Origin of the sequence: Methylosinus sp. LW4 (assembly GCF_000379125.1) — a bacterium.
GTDB lineage: Bacteria > Pseudomonadota > Alphaproteobacteria > Rhizobiales > Beijerinckiaceae > Methylosinus.
Genome location: NZ_KB900626.1, coordinates 1354881 through 1377960 on the forward strand (window position 1 = coordinate 1354881; position 23080 = coordinate 1377960).

Here is a 23080-nt window from a genome sequence, read left to right on the forward strand (position 1 = left end):
AGGCGAGAGATTGGGCCGATCAGACGCCGGCCGCAAGAGCCGCGTCGAGCTGGCGGGCTCCGTCCACAGGATCGAATTCCTTCGGCGCGGCGATTTTCGCCTTGGCGGCGCGCGCCCGCTCCAGCGCCCGACCGGCGAGATCGCCCGCCCCTTCCGCCACGGCGCAGGCCTCGGCGAGATCGCCGTTGCAATGCAGGACCACATCGCAGCCGGCGGCGATCGCGCCCTCGGCGCGCGCGCGAAAGCCGCCCGAGAGGGCCTTCATCGAGAGATCATCGGTCATCAGCAGGCCGTCGAAACCGATGAGGCCGCGAATGATCCCCTCTATGACGGCCTTGGAGAGCGTGCCCGGAAGCTCGGGATCGATGGCCCGATAGACGACATGGGCGGTCATGCCGAGCGGCAGATCGGCGTCGGCGCGGAAGGGAATGAAATCCTGCGCCTCCAGCTCGGCGCGGGAGGCCTCGACGACGGGCAGCTCGAGATGGCTGTCCGCCCGCGCCCGCCCATGGCCGGGGATATGCTTGATGACCGGCAGCACGCCGCCGTCGAGCAGCCCCTCCGCCGCCGCGCGGCCGAGCCGCGCGATCTCGGTGGGAACGCGGCTATAGGCGCGGTCGCCGATGATATTGTGGGAGCCGTCCACCGGCGTGTCGAGAACCGGCAGGCAATCGACGTCTATGCCGACCTCGCGCAGATCATGGGCGATCAGCCGCGCGCCGAGCCGGACGAGAGCGGCGGTCTCCTCGGCCGGAAGCCCCAGCCGCTCGAAGGCGGCGGCGGCGGGATAGGCGCGCCAGACCGGCGGGCCGAGACGCTGGACGCGCCCGCCCTCCTGATCGACGAGAATGGGAGCGTCCGTTCCCAGCGCATCGCGAATTTCCGCCGTGAGGGCAAAAACCTGCTCGCGCGAGGCGACATTGCGCTTGAACAGGATCGCGCCCCAGGGCTGCGCCTCGCGCAGGAAGGATTTCTCCTCCGACGAGAGCGCGAGGCCGGCGCAGCCGCAGATGAAAGCGCGCGTCACGGAGCCGCTGTCTCCATCAATTGGCGGCGACGAAGCAGGAGCCGCCGGAGGCCTTGACCTTCTCGCAGACGCCGACCGCGGCCTCGCGGCTCATGCCGGCGGCGCGGACGCGATAGACGCTCTTCTCGCCGACCTTGGCGAGACGGAAGCCGAGGCGCTTTCCGCCGAGCTGGGCGCTGTATTTGGAGTTCACCGTCTGCATCAGCCGGCGCGCCTCGTCCTCGGAGCCGGCGGCGCCGAATTGCACAGCGAAGCCGCCATTGCCGCCGGTCGCGGCCTCCGGCTGCGCGGTTTCTATGGCGGCGGTCTGCTCGGGAATGGCGGCGGCGGCCGGGGCGGCGGGCTTGGTCGGGCGCGGCGGTTGCGCGACCTTGGGCGTGGTCGCCGGCTTGGCAGGCCCCTTCGGCGTCGCGGTCGGCGGCTCGACGGCGGCGTCGACGGCGCTCGGCCGGGCGGCGAGAGACGGCGGCCGCGCGGGAGGCGCGACATTGACTGGACGAGCGATCGCCGGCGTCGGCGCATCATGATCGATGACGGTGCCGTCGGGCCGAACCGAGACGGTCTTCACCCGCCGCGGCTCGGCGCCATAGGCGTTATTCGGGCCGCCGGCCGGGGCGGCCTCATGCGGCGCGTCCACCGGGCCGTCGCCGAGCTTGACGACGCGCACCGCCGCCGCCGGATCGACCGGCTGCTCCTGCTTGGAGACGACCTTCTTGACCGGAGCGGTCTGATTGCGATCGAGCACGGCCGCGCCGCGCTGAGGCGCGGCGGCTTCGGCGACGGTGGAGGGCTGCACCTTGGCCGGACCTTCCGGCGCCTTGATGGTGGCGAGCTCCTGCGGGGCCACGACGCCGCCGCGATGGCCCAAGGCGAGGCCGACGCTCACCGCGCCGACGCCGGCGAGCGCAACCACCGCATGCCAGGGCCGCAGCCGATCGCGCAGCGCGCCGAAAAAGCCCCTGCGCTCGCGCGGCTCGTCATAGGGCTCGTCCTCGACGCCATAGTCGAGATAATCCTGCTGATCCTGATGCGCCCACTGACCTTCCTCGCCGGGCGAGCGCACCGCGTAATAGTCGTCGGACTGCGACTGCTGCTGCGCGGCCGGCGACAATGGCGGCGGCGACATGGGCGAAGGCGACCTCTGCGACGGCGAGACCGGCGGCAAGGCGCCGCGCAGCTCGGCCGTATCGAAAACGTCTCTGTCTCTCTGGCTCACGGACGGCTCCCGGCGCTGCTGGTCGGCGAAGACTCGCCCGTAAGGGTCGGCGGCGGCGGCCGCTTCATCGCCGTGCAGCAGACGCGCCAGCTCGGCGAGCGGATCGGTCTTCGCCTCGCCCCTGCCCGGCTGATTCTCCTGCGGCTCTCCGCCACGCAGGCGCCGCTCGAATTCGCTGATGTCGATGGAAGGCCCTCGGGCCGTCGCCTCGCGCATGATGCACCTTCCTGCTCACTACCCGACGGACGCAACGTCGCCATTCCCGGACGCGAGCGCGCGCCACGCTCATGCAAAGCGCCGGCCGCGATCACCGCATCTCGTCGGGGGCGCTCACGCCTAGGAGTCTCGAACCCGACGCCAGGACGCAAGTCAAAGAAACGACCAACGCCATCCGCGCATAGGTCGAATTTCTATCATCTGCATTAACAAAGCGTAATTGTGGCCGATCTTTGCCTTTGTTCCAATGCGAATGAAAGACGCTGGCGAGATCATAGAGATAGAAGGCGATTCTGTGCGGCTCATGCGCCGCGGCGGCCGATTCGATCAACCTCGGATATTGCGCAATCGCCTTTGCGAGCGCGATCTCGCCTTCGTCCTGCAGCAGATCGAGCGGCGCGGCGGCGAGCGCCTTGGGCGAGAGGTCGAGATCGGGAAAAGCGCCGAGCGCCTGACGCACGGCGGATTTGGCGCGCGCATGGGCGTATTGCACATAGAAAACCGCATTGTCCTTCGACTGCTCGATGACCTTGGCGAGATCGAATTCGAGCGGCGCGTCATTCTTGCGATAGAGCATCATGAAACGCACGGCGTCGACGCCCACTTCGTCCACCACCTCACGCAGAGTGACGAAATCGCCGGAGCGCTTCGACATTTTCACCGGCTCGCCATTGCGCATCAATTTGACGAGCTGGCAGAGCTTCACATCGAGCGTGACCTTATTGTCGGAGAGCGCCGCGACGGCGGCGGTCATGCGCTTCACATAGCCGCCGTGATCGGCGCCCCAGACGTCGACCAGAGTCGTGAAGCCGCGGTCTATCTTCGACTTGTGATAGGCGATGTCGGCCGCGAAATAGGTGTTGGAGCCGTCGGATTTCTTCAGCGGACGATCGACGTCGTCGCCGAAATCGGTGGAGCGGAACAAGGTCTGCTCGCGATCCTCCCAATCATCCGGCAATTGGCCCTTGGGCGGCGGCAGGCGGCCATCATAAACGAGGCCGCGCGCGCGCAGCTCGTTTATCTCCTTGTCGATCTGCGACAGACCATTAATCTTCTCATGCAGCGTGCGCTCGGAGAAGAAGACTTCATGGGTGATATCGAGCGCGGCGAGATCGTCGCGGATCATCGCCATCATGGCGTCGATGGCCGCGCCCTTGACCGGCTCCAGCCATTCGCTCTCGCTCTTGTCCAAAAGCGCGCGGCCATATTGCTTCGCCAGCGCTTCGCCAGCGCTTTTGAGATAATCGCCCGGATAGAGCCCCTCGGGAATGGCGATCGTCTCGCCGAGCGCCTCGCGATAGCGCAGGAAGGCGGAGCGGGCGAGAACATCGACCTGCGCGCCGGCGTCGTTGATGTAATATTCGCGCGTGACCTCTGCGCCCGCGAAGGCCAGAAGATTGGCCAGCGCATCGCCGAACACCGCGCCGCGCCCATGGCCGACATGCATCGGCCCGGTCGGATTGGCCGAGACATATTCGACATTGATCTTGCCCGCGAGCGCCCCCCTGCCCTGCGGCCTTCCATAGGCTTCGCAGTCGCTCAGCACGGCGCGCAGAACATCGGCGTAGAGGCTCGGCTTCAGGCGAATATTGATGAAGCCCGGCCCGGCGACCTCGGCCTCGGCCACATTGGGCAGATCGGCGAGCGCGGCGGCGATCTCCACCGCGAGCTGGCGCGGATTGGCAAAATTGGCCTTGGCCTCCTTGGCGAAGACCATGGCGGCGTTGGTGGCGAGATCGCCATGGGCGGCGTCCTTGGGCGGCTCCACGACGAAACGCGCATAATCCAACGTCTCCGGCAGGCGGCCGGAGGCCTTGATCGAATCGAGAATGGCGGCGATGGCGACGTGGAAGTCGGAGAAGATGTTCATCGAATGTCCGGGCCGAAGGGGTTCGTGGCCGGCGGTTTAGCAGACTGGCGCGGCGAACGCATCCCGGAGCGGCGGGCGCTCAGCGGAACCGTCGCAATCGCGCGATCCCCGGCGCAGCGGCTCGGCCGCGCGACAATCGTCCGCTTTTCAGCGCTTGCCCATTCTCGAATAATGGACGCCCTTGAACTTCCCGGCCTGCAGGCGCTTTTTTGTGTCGAAATCGCAAAATACACTTTGCCCGAATTCGGCTACTCGAAAAAATCGAATGGCGTTCGGCAGCGCTTTGAACTCGAAATCGCTGAACGACGGCATTCGATAATCGAGCGATCCCGTTGGAAGCTGAACGATCTGCAATCCTTCGCTTCTTTCCACATCGACGACATTTTTGGCCTCCAGCATCCGCGTGACGCTGCAAATATAATATTCCGGTCCCGGCGCGCCGTCGGGCATGATCGTCTCGGCCGGCCGAATGTCGCAAGCGCCGGGGTCGATCTCCTCGATCGCTTCCTTGAAGCGTCGCGAGATGAACCAGAGGCCGCCGTAAAAAAAGCAGTCGTTCGGCGCCTTGCCGCTTTTGCGCGGCAGGATCAGCAGGCGCGGCGTCTCATAGGCGTCGCTGAACTGATAGGGATGTCTCGGCAATTTACGGAAGCCGTCCGGCCAGGACTCGGGGCCGACGCCACGCCCGCACCATAAAGCCGCGCGCGCTTTTGATGCCGGCTCGACCACGAGACCGCAATGCTCGCCGCCGCCCCAATCGCCGGGCGTCATTTCGTAATAGATCGGGCGAGTCATGCTCGTCTCGCGCTGCGCGGACCGTTCAATCTTTCTCTAGATGATTTCCCCGCCGGAGGCGACCGGGCGGATATCGGCGTCGCGCGACTCTTATGATTTCTGGCAGATTGGTTCGCGCGGCTCGCCGCATTCCTTCTCCCCGCAAACGGCGGCAAACGGGGACGAGGAATGCGACGAGCGCTGCGCGAACCGATCAGATCGTCGGAAGCCCGCTATTCGGACGGCGCCGCCGCCAATGCCGCGGCGCCGACGAGGGGAATGCCGAAAAAGCTCTCCTCATCCGAGCCGGCGGCCTTGTGCAGCTCGAACGCGTCGGTCCACACGGCCCGCTCCGTGTCATCGGCCGGGCGGTAGGTGCATTTGGCTTCGGCGTTGCCGGCCTGGAGCCATTTCCTGCTGTTGCGCACGAAGCGGTCGAGCGCTTTTTGATCGGTCGGGCGAATAACGCATCTGGGGACGCCATCGACCAGGACGACTTGCGGCAGCATGTCCGATCTCCGACAAAAGGCCGGGATCCCGGTGAAAGAACCTGGACCCGCGTGATTGCTTGTCTCAGAATTAGATAGCAATCGACATGCCATCGAGCGGCCGGCTCGGCCCCCTCCGGCTCAGATCAGCCGATGAAATCCTGCACCACATCGCCCAGAATGCGGTTCACATCGTCTATGGTGGAGACGTCGTAACGCGTCGTCTTCTCGCCGGTGGCCTCGTCGTCGCGCTCGAATTTCGGATGGCCGAAGCGGATCGAGGTTCCCTCGATCTCGAAGGGCAGCGGCAGCGGCTCCTTCAGCGGGCGCGAGACGAAGAGCAGGCCCATCACCTTCTGCTCGACGGCGCTCGCCTTCAGCGCCAGCTCGACGCCGAATTTCGGCCCGATATCCTTTTTGATCGACTCGTCGAGGAAGGCGACCCAGCGGAAGAAGCTGTCGAAATTGCGCCGCGCGGCGGCGAGCACCTGTTCTTCCGCCTTGGCGAGGCTCGCGCTCGGATCGCTCATATGTCTCAATTCCCCGGTCTGCGGCGCCTTTCGCCGAACAGGCCGAGATTTACGCGAAATTTGTGCCGTCAGCCGGCGGACGCTCGGCTCGCCTCATAGGCGCGCACATTGGTCGCGGCGATCTCCAGCACCGGCGCCGCGACGCCGGCGCGCTGCGCCCGCGCCAGCATGTCGCCGAGGATATGCTCGCCCTCGGTCGGACCGCCCCGCTCCATGTCTCGCAGCATGGAGGCTTTGAGCGGCGAGCCCGGCCGCGTCAGCTCGGCGCGGAAATCGGCGAATTTCTCCGGCACCGGCGCATGGCCCTCGGCGCGCGCGATATCTTCGCATTCGGCGAGGAGGCGCAGGATCAACGTTTCGCCGGCGGGTGTCTCCAGCACGGTCCCGACGCTGGCGCGCATGAGCGTGGTGATTCCGGCGAGCGTCGCCAGAAACACGAATTTGTCCCACAGCTCCTGTTCTATCTCGGCGGAGAGCCGCGCATCGACGGGCGTCCGCGCGAAAAAGTCGCGCAACGCCTCGAGGCGAGCGTCGGCGCCGCCGTCGCGGGCGCCGAAATCGATGCGATTCAGCACGCCGAAATGCCGCACAATCCCATCGCCGCCGAGCGTCGCGCTGATGCGCGCCACGCCGCCGAAGACGGTCGCCCGCGGAAATCGCGCGGCTATGCGATCGAGGTGGACCAGCCCGTTGAGCAGCGGCAGCACGCCCGTCTGCGGTCCGACGGCGCGGGCGATCGTCTCCAGCGCATCGTCGAGGTCATAGGCCTTGCAGGAGAGGATCACGAGATCGAAAGGCGCGAGCGCCTGTCGATCGCAGGCCGTTCTGACATCGAGCCGCGCGCCGCCGAGCGCGCTCTCGATCCGCAGCCCTTGCTCGGCGAGGAGCCGCGCCCGCGCCTCGCGCACGAAAAAGGTCACATCCGCGCCCGCCTCGACGAGTCGTCCGCCATAATAGCCGCCGACGGCCCCGGCGCCGAGGACGAGCGCGCGCATGTCAGGCGCCGCCCGTCGGATAGTTCGGGCTCTCGCGCGTGATCGTCACGTCATGGACATGGCTCTCGCGCAGGCCGGCGTTGGTGATGCGCACGAATTCCGCCTTGGTCTGGAATTCGGGAATCGTCGGCGCGCCGACATAGCCCATGGCGGCGCGCAAGCCGCCGGCGAGCTGATAGAGGATCGGCGCGACCGGCCCGCGATACGGCACCCGACCTTCTATGCCCTCCGGCACCAGCTTCAGGCTCTCTTTCACATCCTGCTGGAAATAGCGGGCGGCCGAGCCGGCCTCCATCGCGCCGACGGAGCCCATGCCGCGGTAGGATTTGAAGGAGCGGCCCTGATAGAGAAACACCTCGCCGGGCGCCTCCTCGGCGCCGGCGAGCAGCGAGCCGATCATGACCACCGAGGCGCCGGCGGCGATGGCCTTGGCGAGATCGCCGGAATATTTGACGCCGCCATCGGCGATGACCGGCACGCCGGCTTTGAACGCCTCCTCGGCGGCGTCCATGATCGCCGTGAGCTGCGGCACGCCGACGCCCGCCACGATTCGCGTCGTGCAGATGGAGCCGGGGCCGATGCCGACCTTCACGGCGTCGGCGCCGGCGTCGATCAGCGCCTTGGTCGCCTCGCGCGTCGCAATATTGCCGGCGACGATAGAGACTTTGTTGGAGAATTTCTTGATGCGGGCGACCTGATCGAGCACCGCCTGCGAATGGCCATGGGCCGTGTCGATGACGATGAGATCGACGCCGGCGTCGATCAATTGCAGCGCGCGCTCATAGCCGCGATCGCCGACCGTGGCGGCGGCGGCGACGCGCAGCCGCCCCTCGGCGTCCTTGGCCGCATGGGGATGCAGCGTCGCCTTCTCTATGTCCTTCACCGTGACGAGGCCGACGCAGTGGTAGTCCTCGTCGACGACGAGCAGCTTCTCGATACGGTGGTGATGCAGAAGGCGGCGCGCCTCCTCCTGATCGACGCCCTCACGCACAGTGATGAGCTGCTTGGTCATCAGCTCGGCGACCGGCTCGCGCATATTGTCGGCGAAGCGCACATCGCGATTGGTGAGAATGCCGACCAGCTTTCCGGGCCGCTCGCCATGACCGCGCTCGACCACCGGAATGCCGGAAATGCCATAGCGCGCCATCAGCGCCAGCGCATCGGCGAGCGTCTCGTCGGGATAGATGGTGATCGGATCGACCACCATGCCGCTCTCATAGCGCTTGACCTTGCGCACCTCGGCGGCCTGGGCGGCGGGGGTGAGGTTCTGGTGGATGACGCCCAATCCGCCGGCCTGCGCCATGGCGATGGCGAGGCGCGCCTCCGTCACCGTGTCCATGGCGGAGGAGATGATCGGCAGGTTGAGCGTTATGTCGCGCGTCAGCCGCGTCGATATGTCGACCTGCGACGGCATCACCAGCGAATGGCTCGGACGCAGCAACACATCGTCGAAGGTCAGAGCCTCGTGCAACGGCGGTCGTGCGTATGATGTCATGAAGCCAACTCCCTCGGGGGCGCAAAAACCGGCCATGCTCGAGGCCGGACGACGAAAAGACGGCGACTTGGGCCGTCTTCCGGGTTGGCGCGTGCTCATAGCACCAATATGACGGAAGGCAAAATCGACGAGCGCCCGCGGTGGAAAACTCGATCGAAGCCGCCCGCGGACGGGAAAGTCAGGCCATCTCCAGCGCCGCCGCTTCCGCGCCCGTGTCGAATTGAAGCCGCGCCAGCCGCGCATAGAGGCCGCCCGCGGCGACGAGGCTCGCATGCGTCCCCTGCTCCACGATGCGGCCCTCGCTCATCACAAGTATGCGGGTGGCCTCGAGCACTGTGGCCAAGCGATGCGCGATGACGAGCGTGGTGCGGCCGCGCATCACATCATGCAGCGCCTCTTTCACCAGCGCCTCATTCTCGGCGTCGAGCGCCGAGGTCGCCTCGTCGAGCAGCAGGATCGGCGCATCGGCGAGAATGGCGCGCGCTATGGCGAGGCGCTGGCGCTGGCCGCCAGAGAGCGTGACGCCGCGCTCGCCGATCTCCGTGTCATAGCCCTGCGGCAGCGCCTCGATGAATGGCGCCGCCTGGGCGCGCTTCGCCGCCTCGATGATCGCGCTGCGCGAGACGCCCTCGCGGCCATAGGCGATATTTTCGGCGACGCTCATGCCGAAGACGATCGGGTCCTGCGGCGCGAGCGCGATGACGCTGCGCAGCTCGATCGGATCGAGCGCGCGAAGATCGACGCCGTCGATCGTGATCGCGCCCGAGGAGACGTCATAGAAGCGCTCGAGCAGCTGGAACACGGTGGATTTGCCGGCGCCGGAAGGGCCGACAATGGCGATGCGCTCGCCCGGCGCCACGGAAAAGCTGAGGCCATCCAAGGCCGCCCGTCCAGAACCCGCAGGATAGGAGAAGCCTACATCGTCGAAGGCGATCCGACCGCGCACGGGCTTCGGCAGATGGAGCGGATCGGCGGGCGCGGCGACGGCAGGCGCTATCGCGAGAATCTCGCCGATGCGGCCCGCGGCGCCGGCCGCGGCGGACACCTCGCTCCAGACCTGTGACAATTCTCCGAGCGAGCTCGCCGCCAGCACGGCGTAGAGCACGAATTGCGAGAGCACGCCGGTGGTGATGCGGCCGGCCAGCACATCCTGCGCGCCCAGCCACAACATTGCGACGACGCTGCCGAAGGCCAGAAAGATCGTCACCGAGGTGACGATGGCGCGCGTCTGCGTGGCGTCGCGCGCGGCCGTATAGGCGCCTTCCGCGGCGGCGCCGAATCGCTCGGCCGCTGCTTGCTGCGCATTGCAGGCCTGCATGGTGCGCACGGCCGCGAGATTTTCCGTCGCGTAGGCGCTGGCCGCGGCCAGCCGGTCCTGCGCATGGCGCGAGCGCCGTCGCATCACCCGCCCGGAGGCGATGAGCGGCAGCACGATGCAGGGAATGGCCGCGAGCGCGACGCCGGTGAGCTTCGGGCTCGTCAACACCATCATCACGATCGCGCCGGCGAACATGAAGAGATTGCGCAAGGCGATCGACACGGAGGAGCCGAACACGGATTTGAGCTGCGTCGTGTCGGCGGTGAGGCGCGAGGTCAGCTCGCCGGTCTTGGTCCGGTCGTAGAAGCCGGCGTCGAGCGAGGTGAGATGGCGAAAGAAATCGTCGCGCAGATCGGCGACGATTCGCTCGCCGAGCGTCATCACCAGATAATAGCGCGTGCCCGAAGCGAGCGCGAGAATCGCGACGACGCCCACCATCGCGCCGAAATAGGCGTTCACGGCCGAAGGATCGTCCGAAGAAAACCCGTGATCGATCATGCCGCGCACGGCGAGCGGCAGAGTGAGCGTGGAGACCGCCGCCACGCCGAGAGCGATCAGCGCGAGCGCGATTCGACCCTTGTAGCGATAGGCGTAAGGAAACAGCGGCCGCAGCGCGTCGAAGGCGCGCAGCCGCGAGCGAAAGTCACGAGAAGGGGATTCGGCTGTCATGCGAGCGGATATAAGCGCGCGAGCGTTGACATTCCAAGCCGCATCGTGTCGCTGCGCCATTTTTCGAGATTTTGGCCCCGTCAGAAGGCCTCGCGCCAAGCGCTTGATTTGCTTCGATGAGGGAAAAAAGGCCACAAAAACTGGAAATCCGCGCTCCGAGCGCGCTGGACAGTCGACAAGGTTATGTTAGGCTGACCATCGTCGAAAAGACAGCCCCGTAGAGAAGGGCAAGAGCGCACCCGCCACCGCATGAACGATAAGGCGGGACGTTCTGGAAACCAGAGGAGTGACATCGATGGCTGAAAAAGACTTCGAGATCAACACCACCGTCTACATCTTCGCGGGCGTCGGCGCCCTTCTGCTCGGCGGCCTCGGCGCTGCTGGCCTCGGCGGCGTCGCGAACACGCTTTCCGCCGCTGTTGTCGGCGCTCTCGCCGGCGGCATCCTCGGCTTCTACTTCAAATAAGCCGAACTGCTCTAGTCTCCCCCTGACCGGGCGAAAAAGCCGGGAATCTCTGTCCGCGGGCTTCCTGACCAATCGTCCTAACGTAACGCCGGCGACCGCCAGTCGCTGGCGTTACTTTTTTGGCCGACCCTCAGAGCGCTCGTCCGCGCGCCGGCTGGGGCTGAACCTGTCCGCACATAAGCACAGGCCGCCGCCTGCGGTAAATGCGCCAGATTGTCGCGCCCCTCCTCAATCGTCGAAATCGAGGTTCTTCATTCGGCCGAACACGCGGTCGGCGTCGAAATGATCTTCCTCCTCGACGGGCGGCGCGGCCGGGCGCTTGCCGAACACATCCTCGGTCGTCGTCGGCTCGTGATAGGGCGCGGTGGTGATCTCGGCCGGCTGCAGCGTCTGGCCCTGCTCCTCGAGCGCGGCGGGACGATCCTTGGCGGCGCGATTGACCTCGAAATCGAGATCAATCTGCGAGCACAGGCCCAAGGTCACCGGATCCATCGGCGCGAGCGCCGCGGAATTCCAATGGGTGCGCTCGCGCACCGCCTTCAGCGTGCTCTTGGTGGTGCCGACGAGGCGCATGACCTGCGCGTCCTTCAGCTCGGGATGGTTGCGCACCAGCCACAGAATGGCGTTGGGCCGGTCCTGGCGGCGCGACAGCGGCGTGTAGCGCGGCCCGCGTTGGCGCTTGACCTCCGGCACCTTGACCTTGGAGACGGACAGCGACAGCCGATGGGCCGGGTCGCGCTCGCCGCGGCCGATCTCCTCGCGGGTCAGCTGGCCGGAGGTGATCGGATCGAGCCCGCGAATGCCGGCGGCGACCTCGCCATCGGCTATGCCCTTCACCTCGAGCGGGTGCAGCTTGCAGAAATCGGCGATCTGGTCGAAGGCGAGCGACGTGTTCTCGACGAGCCAGACGGCGGTCGCCTTGGGCATGAGCGGAGCGGTGCTCATCGATCGATTCTCCTTCAGATGCGCCAGATAAGCCGATCCCGCGCCGCGGGGCCGAAGCCGCGATTTTTACGGATTACCATGCGGGGGATGACCTCCATATAGACTGGCCGCCGGCGAAGCGCAATCGCCGATGCCGGCCTCGCGTCATCGAGCGCCTTCCCGCGCATGGGCGGGCCGCAATCCCCTCACGAATTCGGGCAGAGCGGAGCCGATCGCCGCGCCGAGCCGCGGCCCGTGGCGATGAAACAGCAGGCCGGCGGCGATGACGGCGACGCCTATGCCCGAGAGGGCGAATGGAAAGAGAATCGAGTCCTTGAACACCTCAGACGCCAGATGGCCGAGATAGAGCGTCACGCCGAAAGCGCCGAAGACGGCGTAGGCGCGGCGCATCAGCACGAGCGACAGCAGCAGAAGGCCGAGATTGATCGCGCAATAGAGCGCCTTGCCGATCTCGTCGCCGCTGTGCTGCGCGGTCAGCCCGCCCCAAAAGGCGAGGAGCCCGGACAGGTGCAGCCAAAAGGCGAAATCTCCGCCCCGCCAGCGCACGAGATCGACGAGCCAGGCGGCGGCGATGACCAGCGCGCCGAAAGCGAGGCTCACATTGGCGCGCTGCTCGAAGGTGAACGCCTCCTTGCCGACCAGCCAAGGCGTCAGATCCATCGACATGAACCACAAAGCGAAGGCGATAATCATGGTGAGGAAAGGAAAAGGAAAAAACGCCAGCGCCAGCGCCGCCGCGGCGATCGTCCCGAGCTCCATGGGCAGCCAACCCGCGCGCACCCAGACATAAAAGTCGTGATAGGGGACGGCTTCCGTCGGATCATGCCCGCCGAGGAGCTGGAGCGCGAAGACGAAGAGCGGCGCCATGGAGACGGCGCATGTCACCAGCAGGCCGGCGGGCGTGCGCAGGCCGCGCCGACGCCACAGCCAGCCGCCCGCCGTAGCGAAGCCGACGCCATAGGCCAGCGAGGTGATCATCAGCGCGCGCGGCCCCCAGAGGCCGAAGGCGGTGGTGCTGAACAGGCTCATCGCGCCCATGACGATGAGCGCGCCCATATACCAGAGCACATTGACGACATCGAAGCGCGGCGCCCCCTCCCCCGCGCTTCCGCGCTCGGCGAGGAATTGCGCGAGCCGCCGATGGGCGTCGGCGTCTAGGACGCCTGCCTCCAGCGCCGCGCCGAGATCGTCGGTGGTGAATTTCGATCGGGCCATGACGAATTCTTTCCGTCCGAGAAAATCATTCGGGGCCGGACGCGACCTCGGCTGCGCCGTCTCGCGCCCCGATTATAGCCGCTTCTCCCCGCATTCGTCCCTGCTTAGCGCCCCGATCGGGACGAAAATGTGCGTTGCCGCATGCTCGAGCCCATGTCGGCGCCGGTAGAGGAAGCCGAAGGGCCGTCTCAGCCCCAATTTGACAGGACGCCCCCCTTTTGCCCATGTTCGCGCCCCGACGCGGGCCGGGCTCCCCCGGCGAAGCCATGAGGCGAGCCGCCCGCGACCGGATTTCTGAAGGACTGCTCGATGAATGTCGTCATCGTCGAATCGGCCGCCAAGGCCCAGACGATCAACAAATATCTCGGCCGCGATTTCAATGTGATCGCTTGCTACGGCCATGTGCGCGACCTGCCTCCCAAGGACGGCTCGGTCGATCCGGCCGAAGATTTCGCCATGAAATGGGAGAGCGACGCCAAATCGGCGAAGCGCATTTCCGCCATCGCCGACGCCGTGAAGAGCGCCGACACGGTCATTCTGGCGACCGACCCGGATCGCGAGGGCGAGGCCATCTCTTGGCATCTGCTCGACATATTGAAGAAGAAGAAGGCGCTCGGCGGCAAGCGCGTCGAGCGCGTCGTCTTCAACGCCGTCACCAAGGACGCGATCAAGCACGCGATGGCGCATCCGCGCGAGATCGACCAGGCGTTGGTCGACGCCTATCTCGCCCGCCGGGCGCTGGATTATCTCGTCGGCTTCACGCTCTCCCCGGTGCTGTGGCGCAAATTGCCCGGCGCGCGCTCGGCCGGCCGCGTGCAATCGGTGGCGCTGCGCCTCGTCTGCGACCGCGAGCTCGAAATCGAGAAATTCGTCACGCGCGAATATTGGTCGCTGATCGCGCATCTGAAAACCAAGGCCGGCGAGCCTTTCACCGCCCGCCTCTCGGGCGCCGACGGCAAGAAGATCACCCGCCTCGACATCGGCTCCGGCCAAGAGGCCGAGGATTTCAAAAAGGCGCTGGAGACCGCCGCCTTCACCATTCGCTCGGTGGAGGCGAAGCCGGTCAAGCGGCACCCTTACGCGCCCTTCACCACCTCGACGCTGCAGCAGGAAGCCTCGCGCAAGCTGGGCCTCGCGCCGGCGCAGACCATGCGCATCGCCCAGCGCCTCTATGAGGGTGTCGACATAGGCGGCGAGACGGCCGGCCTCATCACCTATATGCGAACCGACGGCGTCGACATGGCGCCGGAGGCCATCGCCTCGGCGCGCAATGTGATCGCCAAGGAATATGGCGATCGCTTCGTGCCCAAGGTTCCGCGCAAATATACGGTGAAGGCCAAGAACGCGCAGGAAGCGCATGAGGCGATCCGCCCTACCGACCTCTCGCGCCTGCCCAAGCATGTCGCCAAGCATTTGGAGCCGGAGCAGGCCAAGCTCTATGAGCTGATCTGGACGCGCACCATCGCCAGCCAGATGGAATCGGCCGAGCTGGAGCGCACCACTGTCGATATCGAAGCCCTCGTCGGCAAGCGGAGCCTCGAGCTGCGCGCCACCGGCCAGGTGGTGCGCTTCTCGGGCTTTCTCGAGCTCTATCAGGAAGGCCGCGACGACGATCAGGACGAGGATGGCGGCCGCCTGCCGGCGATGGCCGCCGGCGAGCCGGCGACGCGCGATAAGATCGAGGCCAGCCAGCATTTCACCGAGCCGCCGCCGCGCTACACGGAGGCCACTCTGGTCAAGCGCATGGAGGAGCTCGGCATCGGCCGCCCCTCCACCTACGCCTCGACTCTGGCCGTGCTGCGCGAGCGCGACTATGTGCGGCTCGACAAGAAACGCCTCGTGCCGGAGGACAAGGGCCGCATCGTCACGGCCTTTCTGGAGAGCTTCTTCACCCGCTATGTGGAGTTCGACTTCACCGCCGGCCTCGAGGAGAAGCTCGACAAGGTCTCCAATAATGAGATCGACTGGAAAGAGGTGCTGCGCGACTTCTGGGCCGATTTCTCCGGCGCCGTCGACGGCACCAAGGAGCTGCGCACCACTCAGGTGCTCGACAGCCTCAATGATCTCTTGGGGCCGCATATTTTCCCGGCCAAGCCCGACGGCTCCGATCCGCGCGCCTGCCCCGCCTGCAGCGCCGGCCAATTGTCGCTGAAGCTCGGCAAATACGGCGCCTTCATCGGCTGCTCCAACTATCCCGAATGCCGCTTCACCCGCACGCTCTCGCCGCCCACCGGCGAGGCCGCCGAGGGCGCGCGTCCGGGCGTGAAGGTGCTGGGCCAGGACCCGGAGAGCGGCGCCGAGATCACGCTGCGCGGCGGGCGCTTCGGCGACTATGTGCAGGAGGGCGAGGCGACCGAGGATGGCGAGAAGCCCAAGCGCTCCTCCATCCCCAAGAGCATAAAGCCCGACGAACTGACCCTCGAGCAGGCGATCCGGCTGCTGTCGCTGCCGCGCGAGGTGGCCAAGCATCCTGAGAGCGGCGAGCCGATCGTCGCCGGCATCGGCCGCTTCGGACCTTATGTCCAGCACGGGAAGACCTACGCCAATATCGGCCGCGACGACGATATTCTGACGATCGGCGGCAATCGCGCCATCGATCTCATCGTCACCAAGGAGAGCGGCGGCGGCGGCTCGCGCTTCGGCCGCGCCTCCGACCCCGGCCGCGCCCTCGGCGACCATCCGCAGGGCGGCGCCATCTCGGTGAAGAGCGGGCGCTTCGGTCCCTATGTGAATTGGGGCAAGGTCAACGCCACCCTTCCCAAGGGAACCGATCCCGAGAGCCTGACGGTGCAGCAGGCGGTCGATCTCTTGGCCGCCAAGGCCAATGGCGCGCCCTCTGGCGGCGGCCGCGTGCTCGGCGAGCATCCGCAAGGCGGCGCGATCACGCTGCGCGACGGCCGCTACGGGCCTTATGTGAATCTCGGCAAGGTCAACGCCACTCTGCCGAAGAATATGAGCCCGGAAGATGTGACGCTGGAAGAGGCGATCCGCCTGATCGAAGAGAAGGGCGGCCCGGTGAAGGCCAAGAAGGCGCCGGCCAAAAAGGCCCCCGCCGCCAAGGCCAAAGCGCCCGCCTCCAAGGCCCCCGCCTCTAAGGCCCCGGCGAAAAAAGCCGCCCCCAAGAAAGCCATAGAAGAGAGCGACGAGGTTCCCTTCGAGGATTCGAAGCCGACGAAAAAAGCGGCCGCCGCCAAGGCGCCGGCCAAGAAGGTCACGAAAAAGGCCGCCTCGGGGAAGTGAGCGGGAAGCGGCCGCCGAAACAGCGGCCGCGCCGATCTCACTGCGTCAGCCTGAGCGAGCCGAGCCCCGTGCCGATCGTCGAGAATGCGAGATTGAGGCTCGCCGCGTCGGTCGCCGCGAAATAATGGTCCTTGTTGGTCGCGCAATTCTTCAGCAGCGTCAGGCCCTCGTCGTCGATCGGATCGCTCGGGATCGAGAAGCCGATGGTGAAGATCTCTATGCCCGCCGCCTTGGCGTTGGTGCAGGCTTCGAGCGTCAGCTCGTCCTGCATCTCGCGCGATTTGTCGTGATAATCCGACCAGCTGCCGGAAGCGGCGTTGAGAGCGGTCTGATAATCGACGCCATTGCCCTTCGATCCGTCGGGAAAGCGCTTGTTCTTCGCGCCATTGTAGCTGTAGTAGCCCGCCGCCTCATAATCGGAGCCGGTGACGGTTCCCGGCGCGCTCGCCCAATTGTTGAAGCCGTCGGTCATGAACACGATGACCTTGTGATTATTGGCCACAGAATAGGGGCGTCCGCTGGCGAAAGGCTGGCTGGGCGATATCGTGCGCCAGCCCCACATGAAGCCTTCGTGGAGATTGGTGTTGCCATTGGCGACGAGGTTGCTGATCTTCGACGTCACGGTGGACTGCGTCGAGGTCAGCTGCATGATGGTCTGCGTCGTATAGTCCGGGCAATAGCTGTTCGGCCCGTCGCCGCCGCCCGCGGCGGCCGCGACATTGTATTTGCAGACATGGGTGAGCTCGTTCCAGTCGCCGCTCGCCACATCCGAGCAGGTGGTGGTCGTCGTCGTCGTCTTCTTGCCCTTGCCCTTGCTGGTGGTGGTTCGCGTGGTCGTCGTCACCGAGCCGTCGTCGTCGATATAATCGTTGTCATATCCAGCATCCGGCTCATCGGGCGCGAGATAGGGAACGAAGAGCGTCTCGGGATCCGAAGGATTGGGCGTCGTATCGGAGACATTCAGCGGATACACCGGCTGCTCGAAGCATCCGCCCCAATCCCAGTATGAATTGATCGCCTTGAGCTTGGTGAAGATATCGAAGCGGCTGCTGAATCCCGCAGCCGTCGCGGCCGTCTGGCCGCCGAAGGCGATCCAATGTTGAGAATTGGCCCCTTTCTTATCGACCCAGGCGACATTGCGCGTCGAGGGGCTCGTCGGATCGACGGCGACGACCGCCGCGGCGAAGGGCGTGATGGCGAATTTCACGCGGTTCGGCGCCTTGGTGAACATTGTGTTGACGAAGCTGGTCGCAGCCGTTTGCAGCGCTTGAATCTTCGTCGTGCCGCTGGTGCTGCGGGTCATGGAGCCGGAATTGTCCAGCACCAAAGAGATCTCGTAAGTGTCGGTCGGGCTGACGCCGCCTTGCAGCGCGGCGCAGGACGTCACCTGCGTCGACATGGAGGCCTGCCCAGTGATGTGCATGATGGTGGTCGCGACCTGCGCCTGCGCCCAGATGCAGAGCGACAGCCGATCGGTGGCGATGGACGCCGACGTCACTGTCGCCGTGGCGTTGCGATAATTGGTGGTGAGATAGACCTGCGCCTGGCTGCGCGCCTGCTGGTCGGTGGTGGAGCTGACAATGCCTTTGGCGACCGCGAGCACGGCCGCATCCGCCGCCTGCTGCAACGAGCCGCGCGCCGCGGCGATGCGGCCATAATCGATGCCGGCGCCGATCATCATGACCACCGGCACGAAGGTCAGACCGAGTATGATGGCGACATTGCCGCGCTGATCGCGCGAGAAGGCGAGAGCCGACCGCCCCGACGTCCATATTCGCCGCATTTGAAATCTCTCGAGGTTCGTGTGGAAATCAGATTGGCTACGCTTACGGCAAATTTCTCATTCGGCTCTAAACCGATCCGAACGATTGCAATTGACGTTCGATAACCTCGAGAAAGCGTAAACGGAGCCGAATGGAGGCGGCGACGCTCGACGCGCTTTCGGCGACGCGGAGCCTATTGGAGTGTATATGACGACATGCCGGCGCCGGCCGCCCGGACAATTCCGCGGCCTTCGAGATCGACTTTGACGAAAAAAATCCGCGACCTCGGCGCGCCTCCCGCCGCCCTTCCCTCCCGCGAGGACATTCTCGCCTTCATCGCGCGAGAGCGCGAGGCGATGAGCCGCGCCGGCAATGCGGGAAAAATCGGCAAGCGCGAGATCGCGCGCGCTTTCGGCGTCAAAGGCGCCGATCGAATCGGGCTGAAGCGAATATTGGCGGAGCTGGAAGCCGAGGGCGCGGTGGAGCGGCGCGGCAAGAGGCTGGCCAAGCCGGGCGCGCTGCCCGCCGTGGTGCTGGCCGACATAGTGGGCCGCGACCGCGACGGCGAGCTGATCGCCGCGCCGGCGGAATGGGATTCCGACGAGCTCGGCGCGCCGCCGCGCATTCGCATCTCGGCGCCGCGTCGGCCGAAGCCCGGCGAGCCCCTGCCCGGCGTCGGCGACCGCGCGCTGGTGCGCGCCGAGCCGGACCGCGACGCCGGCCCGAATGATCCGCCCTACGCCGGGCGTGTGGTGAAGCTCCTCTCCAAGGCGCGGGCGCGCATCGTCGGCGTGCTGCGCGTCGCCGCCAATGGCGTGGCGCATATCGAGCCCGTCGAGAAGAAGCAGGCCGGACGCGAGATGGTCATAGCGGCCGAGGACCGCGGCGAGGCGAAGGACGGCGATCTCGTCTCCGTCGATCTCATCGGCAAGACGCGGCTCGGCGCGCCGCGCGCCCGCGTGCGCGAGACGCTCGGCTCGCTCGCCACCGAGAAGGCGATCAGCATGATCGCTCTACGCGTGCATGGCGTTCCCGACGAGTTCCGCGTCGAGGCCGTGGCCGAGGCCGCCGCCGCTCTGCCCGCGCGGCTCGAGGCGCATCGCGAGGATTGGCGCGAGCTGCCGCTCGTCACCATCGATCCGCCCGACGCCAAGGACCATGACGACGCCGTCTTCGCCGAGCCGGACACCGCGTCCGACAATCCCGGTGGGCATATCGTCACCGTCGCCATCGCCGATGTCGCCTACTATGTCCGCCCGCATTCGGCGCTCGACAAGGATGCGCTGGAGCGCGGCAATTCTGTCTATTTCCCGGATCGCGTCGTGCCCATGCTGCCCGAGCGCATCTCCAACGACCTCTGCTCGCTGAAGCCGAACGAGGATCGGCCGGCGCTCGCCGTGCGCATGCGCATCAGCGAGAAAGGCCATAAGCTCGGCCACACGTTTCATCGCGTGATGATGCGCTCCAAGGCCAAGCTCAATTACGCGCAGGCGCAGGAGGCGCTCGACGGACGCCCGGACGAGATATGCGCACCGCTGATGGAACGCGTGCTGGAGCCGCTGTTTCGCGCCTATAAATCGGCGGATCAGGCGCGTGAATTGCGCGCGCCGTTGGAGCTGGAGCTGCCCGAGCGCAAAATCCTGCTGAAGGCGGATGGCACGGTCGATCGAATCGTCGTGCCGCCGCGCCTCTCGACGCACCGCTTGATCGAGGAGTTCATGATCCTCGCCAATGTGGCGGCGGCGGAAGTGCTCGAGGAAAACCGGCAGCAGCTCATCTATCGCGCCCATGACGAGCCCTCGCGCGAGAAGGTGGCGGCGCTCTCCGAGTTTCTCGCGACGATCGGCGTGAAGCTCGCCAAGGGCCAGGTGCTGCGGCCCTCGCATTTCAACGTCATCCTGGCGCGCGTGCGCGGCAAGGAGCATGAGAATATCGTCAACGAGATCATTCTGCGCACGCAAGCGCAGGCCGAATACACGCATGAGAATTACGGCCATTTCGGCCTCAATCTGCGCCGCTACGCGCATTTCACCTCGCCCATCCGCCGCTATGCCGATCTCGTCGTGCATCGCGCGCTCATTCGCGCGCTGGGCTTCGGCCCCGGCGCCATGCCCGAAATCTCCGCCGGCGAGCTGGCGGAGATCGCCGCGCGCATCTCCGGCGCCGAGCGGCGCGCCATGGCGGCGGAACGCGAGACCATCGATCGCCTCATCGCCGCCCATCTCGCCGAGCAGATCGGCGCGCGTTTTCCGGCGCGCATTTCCGGCGTCACACGCGCCGGCCTCTTCGTGCGGCTGCTCGACACTGGCGCGGACGGATTCATTCCGGCGGCGACGCTGGGGCGCGAATATTTCCGCTATGACGAGGCCGGCCATGCGCTGACCGCCGGCTCGGGCGAGAGCTTTCGCCTAGGCGACATCATAGAAGCGCGGCTGGTCGAGGCGACGCCGATCGCCGGCGCCCTGCGCTTCGAGGTGGCCAGCGGCTCGCGGCGCGGAGCGCCGATGAAGAGCGGCCGCCTCTCGGGCCGCGGCCGCGTCGAGCGCGCGAAGCAGAAGCGCCGCAAATGAGCCGGCGGGCGCGGTAGAGAAAGTTTCGCCTCGAAGCGCGGTCGTGAGCCGACAGCGCCCGATATCTCATGCGCAGGACCGGCCGCAGCGGCTGGTCGCATCTTCGGGGATGCGCATGAGGTGGAAGGCTCTCGTCGCTATTCTCTTGACCCTCGTCTGCGCGGGCGGCGTCGACGCGCAGACGGCCGCGCGTTCCGTGAAAGTCGCGGCGGTGGATTTCATTCCCGCCTGGGGCTCGCTCGACGCCAATATTCGTCGTCTCGCCGATGCGGCGGAGGAGATCGCGCGGCAGGGCGTCGGCTTCGCGGTGTTCCCCGAGACCGCGGTCAGCGGCTATTTGTTCAGCGATCCTTCGCAGATCGCGCCCTATCTCGACACCATCCCCGGCGACACGACGAAAGCGCTGCTTCCCGTGCTGGCGAGAACGGGACTCTATATGAGCGTCGGCATCGCCGAGCGCGACGCCGAGACCGGCCTCGCCTATAACGCCGCCGTGCTGCTGGGGCCGCAGGGCGTAATCGGCAAATATCGCAAGAACGGGCTCAATCCGCAGGATCAGAAAGTCTTCGCGCCCGGCGATACGGGCGTGCCGGTCTTCGACACGCCGATCGGCCGCATCGCGCTGCTGATCTGCTATGACGACACTTATTGGCAATATGCGCGGCTCGCGGCGCTGCGGGGCGCGCAGATCATCGCCTGGCATTCCGTCTCCGATCGCGTGATGCCGGGAACGCCCGCCGCGCAATCCAAGGGCGATCACTCGACCGTCTCCAACGTCCAATATATGAGCGCGCAGAATGGCGTCTTCGTCATCGGCGCGACGCGCAGCGGCGTCGAGACCAATCCGCTCACCGGCGGCCAGCTCTATTACAATGGCGGCTCGAGCATTTGGTCGCCGCAAGGCCATAAGCTCGTTCAGGCGCCCGTCGTTCCGCCGGAGGAGCTGCCGCCCGGGCTTCACGGCGTCTATAGCGCCGAGATCGCGCCGACCGACGCCGATGCGCCCCGCGCCGAGCGGCTCGCCCTGCGCCGGCCGCAGCTCTATGCGCCCTGGCTGGCGCTGCACCGCAGCCCCGTCGACGCCAACGCCACAAAGACCCAGCGCAAGGCGACGCTCATCGCGGCGCAATGGCCGGAGGGACCGTCGCTGATGGAGCGGACGAAGCCGCCGAAAGGCGCGCTGACGGTTCTTCCCGAGCTGTCCGCTCTCCCCTCCGGCCTGTCGCCAGAGGAGATAAAATCCCGCGCCGAAGAGCGAGACGGCCCATTCGAGCGCGCGCTCGGCGCCCTCGCCCGCGCGCGCAAAGCCTATGTGGCGGGGAGCTATCCCGAGCGCGCCGGCGAGCGCGTCTTTCATACGGTCGCGCTCGCCGGGCCGGACGGCGCCATTCTCGGCCGCTACCGCGCGACGCATCCCGCGCCGAGCGGATGGGCGACGCCGGGCGACGAGATCGCCGTCGTCGACACGCCACTCGGCCGCATCGGCCTCGCCACGGCGGAGGATCTGGCGACGCCGGAGCTGGGCGCGCTCTACGCCGTCCAGCGTACAGACATTCTCGCCGCCCCGGCCGGCGCGCCCTCGCCGCTGAAGGTCGAAATCGATTCGGCGCTGTTCGGCGTCGCCGATCCGCCGACCGGCCGCGCGGATTTCTTCCCCTATGCCGCCGCCAAGCAGAATCAGCTGTGGCTGGTGAGCGGCGGCCGCCGCGCCGGCGACGCCACTGCGGCCGGAATCTACGGGCCTGAGCCCGTCGTCTCCACACCGACGCTCACCGCCGCGCCGGGCGCTGCGGATGTGCGCCATCAGACGGAGATTCCGGCGGTCGGCACCTGGATCGATCAGAGCCAGCTGATCGCCGGCCAGCAGGCGCAATGGTTCGTCCCGCTCACGCAGCGGCAGGACAGCGCCTGCCTGAGACGCTGGCGCACGGGCGGCAACTGTCCGGGGCGGTAATTATTCCGAAAGCCATCCGAAGCGCCCATCGATGAAGAAAATGTGATGGACGCCCTGTCCGAACAGGCGCGCCGGACCGACGCCGACGCGCCCCTGCACGGTTTCGACGAACACCATCCGATCATCATCCGACTCGGCGCAATGCATATGGAATCCGGCGCCATGCTCGATGGTGTCGCCAGCGGCCGTCGTCGAATAGCAGCGACTCGCCCAAAGAAGGGCGGGAATGGCGCCGCCGGAATCGGCGCGCCCGACCCCGACCAGCGCGTCGAAGGTTCGGAAGAGCTTGTCCAGCGCTTCGGTCGAAATCGAAATATCGGGCATTTGCG

General features: G+C 66.5%; 17 protein-coding genes. 4 read left to right on the top strand and 13 right to left on the bottom strand.

What is annotated here, in order from left to right; genetic code table 11:
* Positions 1-19: 19 nt before the first annotated feature.
* From nagZ to METLW4_RS0106900, 9 genes are all read right to left on the bottom strand, one after another.
* Complete coding sequence (gene nagZ / locus METLW4_RS0106860) at positions 20-1027, bottom strand: beta-N-acetylhexosaminidase (protein ID WP_018265462.1); 1008 nt, start codon at positions 1025-1027, stop codon at positions 20-22.
* A gap of 16 nt (positions 1028-1043) precedes the next feature.
* Entirely contained in the window at positions 1044-2459 is a 1416-nt protein-coding gene (locus METLW4_RS0106865) for an SPOR domain-containing protein (RefSeq protein ID WP_018265463.1), read from the bottom strand.
* Positions 2460-2550: 91 nt separating this feature from the next.
* Complete coding sequence (gene argS / locus METLW4_RS0106870; RefSeq protein ID WP_018265464.1) at positions 2551-4329, bottom strand: arginine--tRNA ligase; 1779 nt, start codon at positions 4327-4329, stop codon at positions 2551-2553.
* A gap of 147 nt (positions 4330-4476) precedes the next feature.
* A complete protein-coding gene (locus METLW4_RS26360) occupies positions 4477-5124 on the bottom strand; it encodes an imm11 family protein (RefSeq protein ID WP_018265465.1) in 648 nt (215 codons plus the stop codon).
* Between the two features lie 212 nt (positions 5125-5336).
* Positions 5337-5612, bottom strand: a complete 276-nt coding sequence (locus tag METLW4_RS0106880) for a hypothetical protein (protein ID WP_018265466.1) — start codon at positions 5610-5612, stop codon at positions 5337-5339.
* Positions 5613-5737: 125 nt separating this feature from the next.
* Entirely contained in the window at positions 5738-6121 is a 384-nt protein-coding gene (locus METLW4_RS0106885; protein ID WP_018265467.1) for a hypothetical protein, read from the bottom strand.
* Between the two features lie 68 nt (positions 6122-6189).
* Positions 6190-7116 (bottom strand): ketopantoate reductase family protein, encoded by a 927-nt coding sequence (locus METLW4_RS0106890; protein ID WP_018265468.1) that lies wholly within the window; start codon positions 7114-7116, stop codon positions 6190-6192.
* Between the two features lies 1 nt (position 7117).
* Positions 7118-8611, bottom strand: a complete 1494-nt coding sequence (gene guaB / locus METLW4_RS0106895) for an IMP dehydrogenase (protein WP_026191319.1) — start codon at positions 8609-8611, stop codon at positions 7118-7120.
* Between the two features lie 178 nt (positions 8612-8789).
* Positions 8790-10598, bottom strand: a complete 1809-nt coding sequence (locus METLW4_RS0106900; RefSeq protein WP_198290177.1) for an ABC transporter transmembrane domain-containing protein — start codon at positions 10596-10598, stop codon at positions 8790-8792.
* A gap of 295 nt (positions 10599-10893) precedes the next feature.
* Here METLW4_RS0106900 and METLW4_RS28265 point away from each other — a divergent pair, with 295 nt between their 5' ends.
* Positions 10894-11064: a hypothetical protein gene (locus METLW4_RS28265; protein WP_018265471.1), complete on the top strand. Its 171-nt coding sequence runs from the start codon at positions 10894-10896 to the stop codon at positions 11062-11064.
* A 228-nt stretch (positions 11065-11292) separates the two neighbouring features.
* Here the strand turns inward: METLW4_RS28265 and METLW4_RS0106910 are convergent, their stop codons facing one another.
* Both METLW4_RS0106910 and METLW4_RS0106915 read right to left on the bottom strand, forming a co-directional pair.
* Positions 11293-12009, bottom strand: coding sequence for a DUF1013 domain-containing protein (locus METLW4_RS0106910; protein WP_018265472.1), 717 nt, complete (start codon positions 12007-12009; stop codon positions 11293-11295).
* Positions 12010-12153: 144 nt separating this feature from the next.
* The gene (locus METLW4_RS0106915; RefSeq protein ID WP_018265473.1) at positions 12154-13224 is read right to left on the bottom strand and encodes a hypothetical protein; all 1071 of its coding nucleotides are present in this window, start codon (positions 13222-13224) and stop codon (positions 12154-12156) included.
* Positions 13225-13533: 309 nt separating this feature from the next.
* Between METLW4_RS0106915 and topA the strand changes: the two genes are divergently transcribed.
* On the top strand, positions 13534-16464 hold the full coding sequence (gene topA / locus METLW4_RS0106920; RefSeq protein ID WP_018265474.1) for a type I DNA topoisomerase: 2931 nt from the start codon (positions 13534-13536) through the stop codon (positions 16462-16464).
* 37 nt (positions 16465-16501) lie between these two features.
* On the opposite strand, the gene METLW4_RS0106925 is transcribed toward topA, so the two are convergent.
* Positions 16502-18247: a TadE/TadG family type IV pilus assembly protein gene (locus METLW4_RS0106925; protein ID WP_018265475.1), complete on the bottom strand. Its 1746-nt coding sequence runs from the start codon at positions 18245-18247 to the stop codon at positions 16502-16504.
* Between the two features lie 243 nt (positions 18248-18490).
* Between METLW4_RS0106925 and rnr the strand changes: the two genes are divergently transcribed.
* Entirely contained in the window at positions 18491-20797 is a 2307-nt protein-coding gene (gene rnr / locus METLW4_RS24195; protein ID WP_018265476.1) for a ribonuclease R, read from the top strand.
* 115 nt (positions 20798-20912) lie between these two features.
* Positions 20913-22751: a nitrilase-related carbon-nitrogen hydrolase gene (locus METLW4_RS0106935; protein ID WP_157234952.1), complete on the top strand. Its 1839-nt coding sequence runs from the start codon at positions 20913-20915 to the stop codon at positions 22749-22751.
* Here METLW4_RS0106935 and METLW4_RS0106940 read toward each other — a convergent pair whose 3' ends face one another.
* On the bottom strand, positions 22752-23075 hold the full coding sequence (locus METLW4_RS0106940; RefSeq protein ID WP_157234954.1) for a hypothetical protein: 324 nt from the start codon (positions 23073-23075) through the stop codon (positions 22752-22754).
* Positions 23076-23080 lie beyond the last annotated feature (5 nt).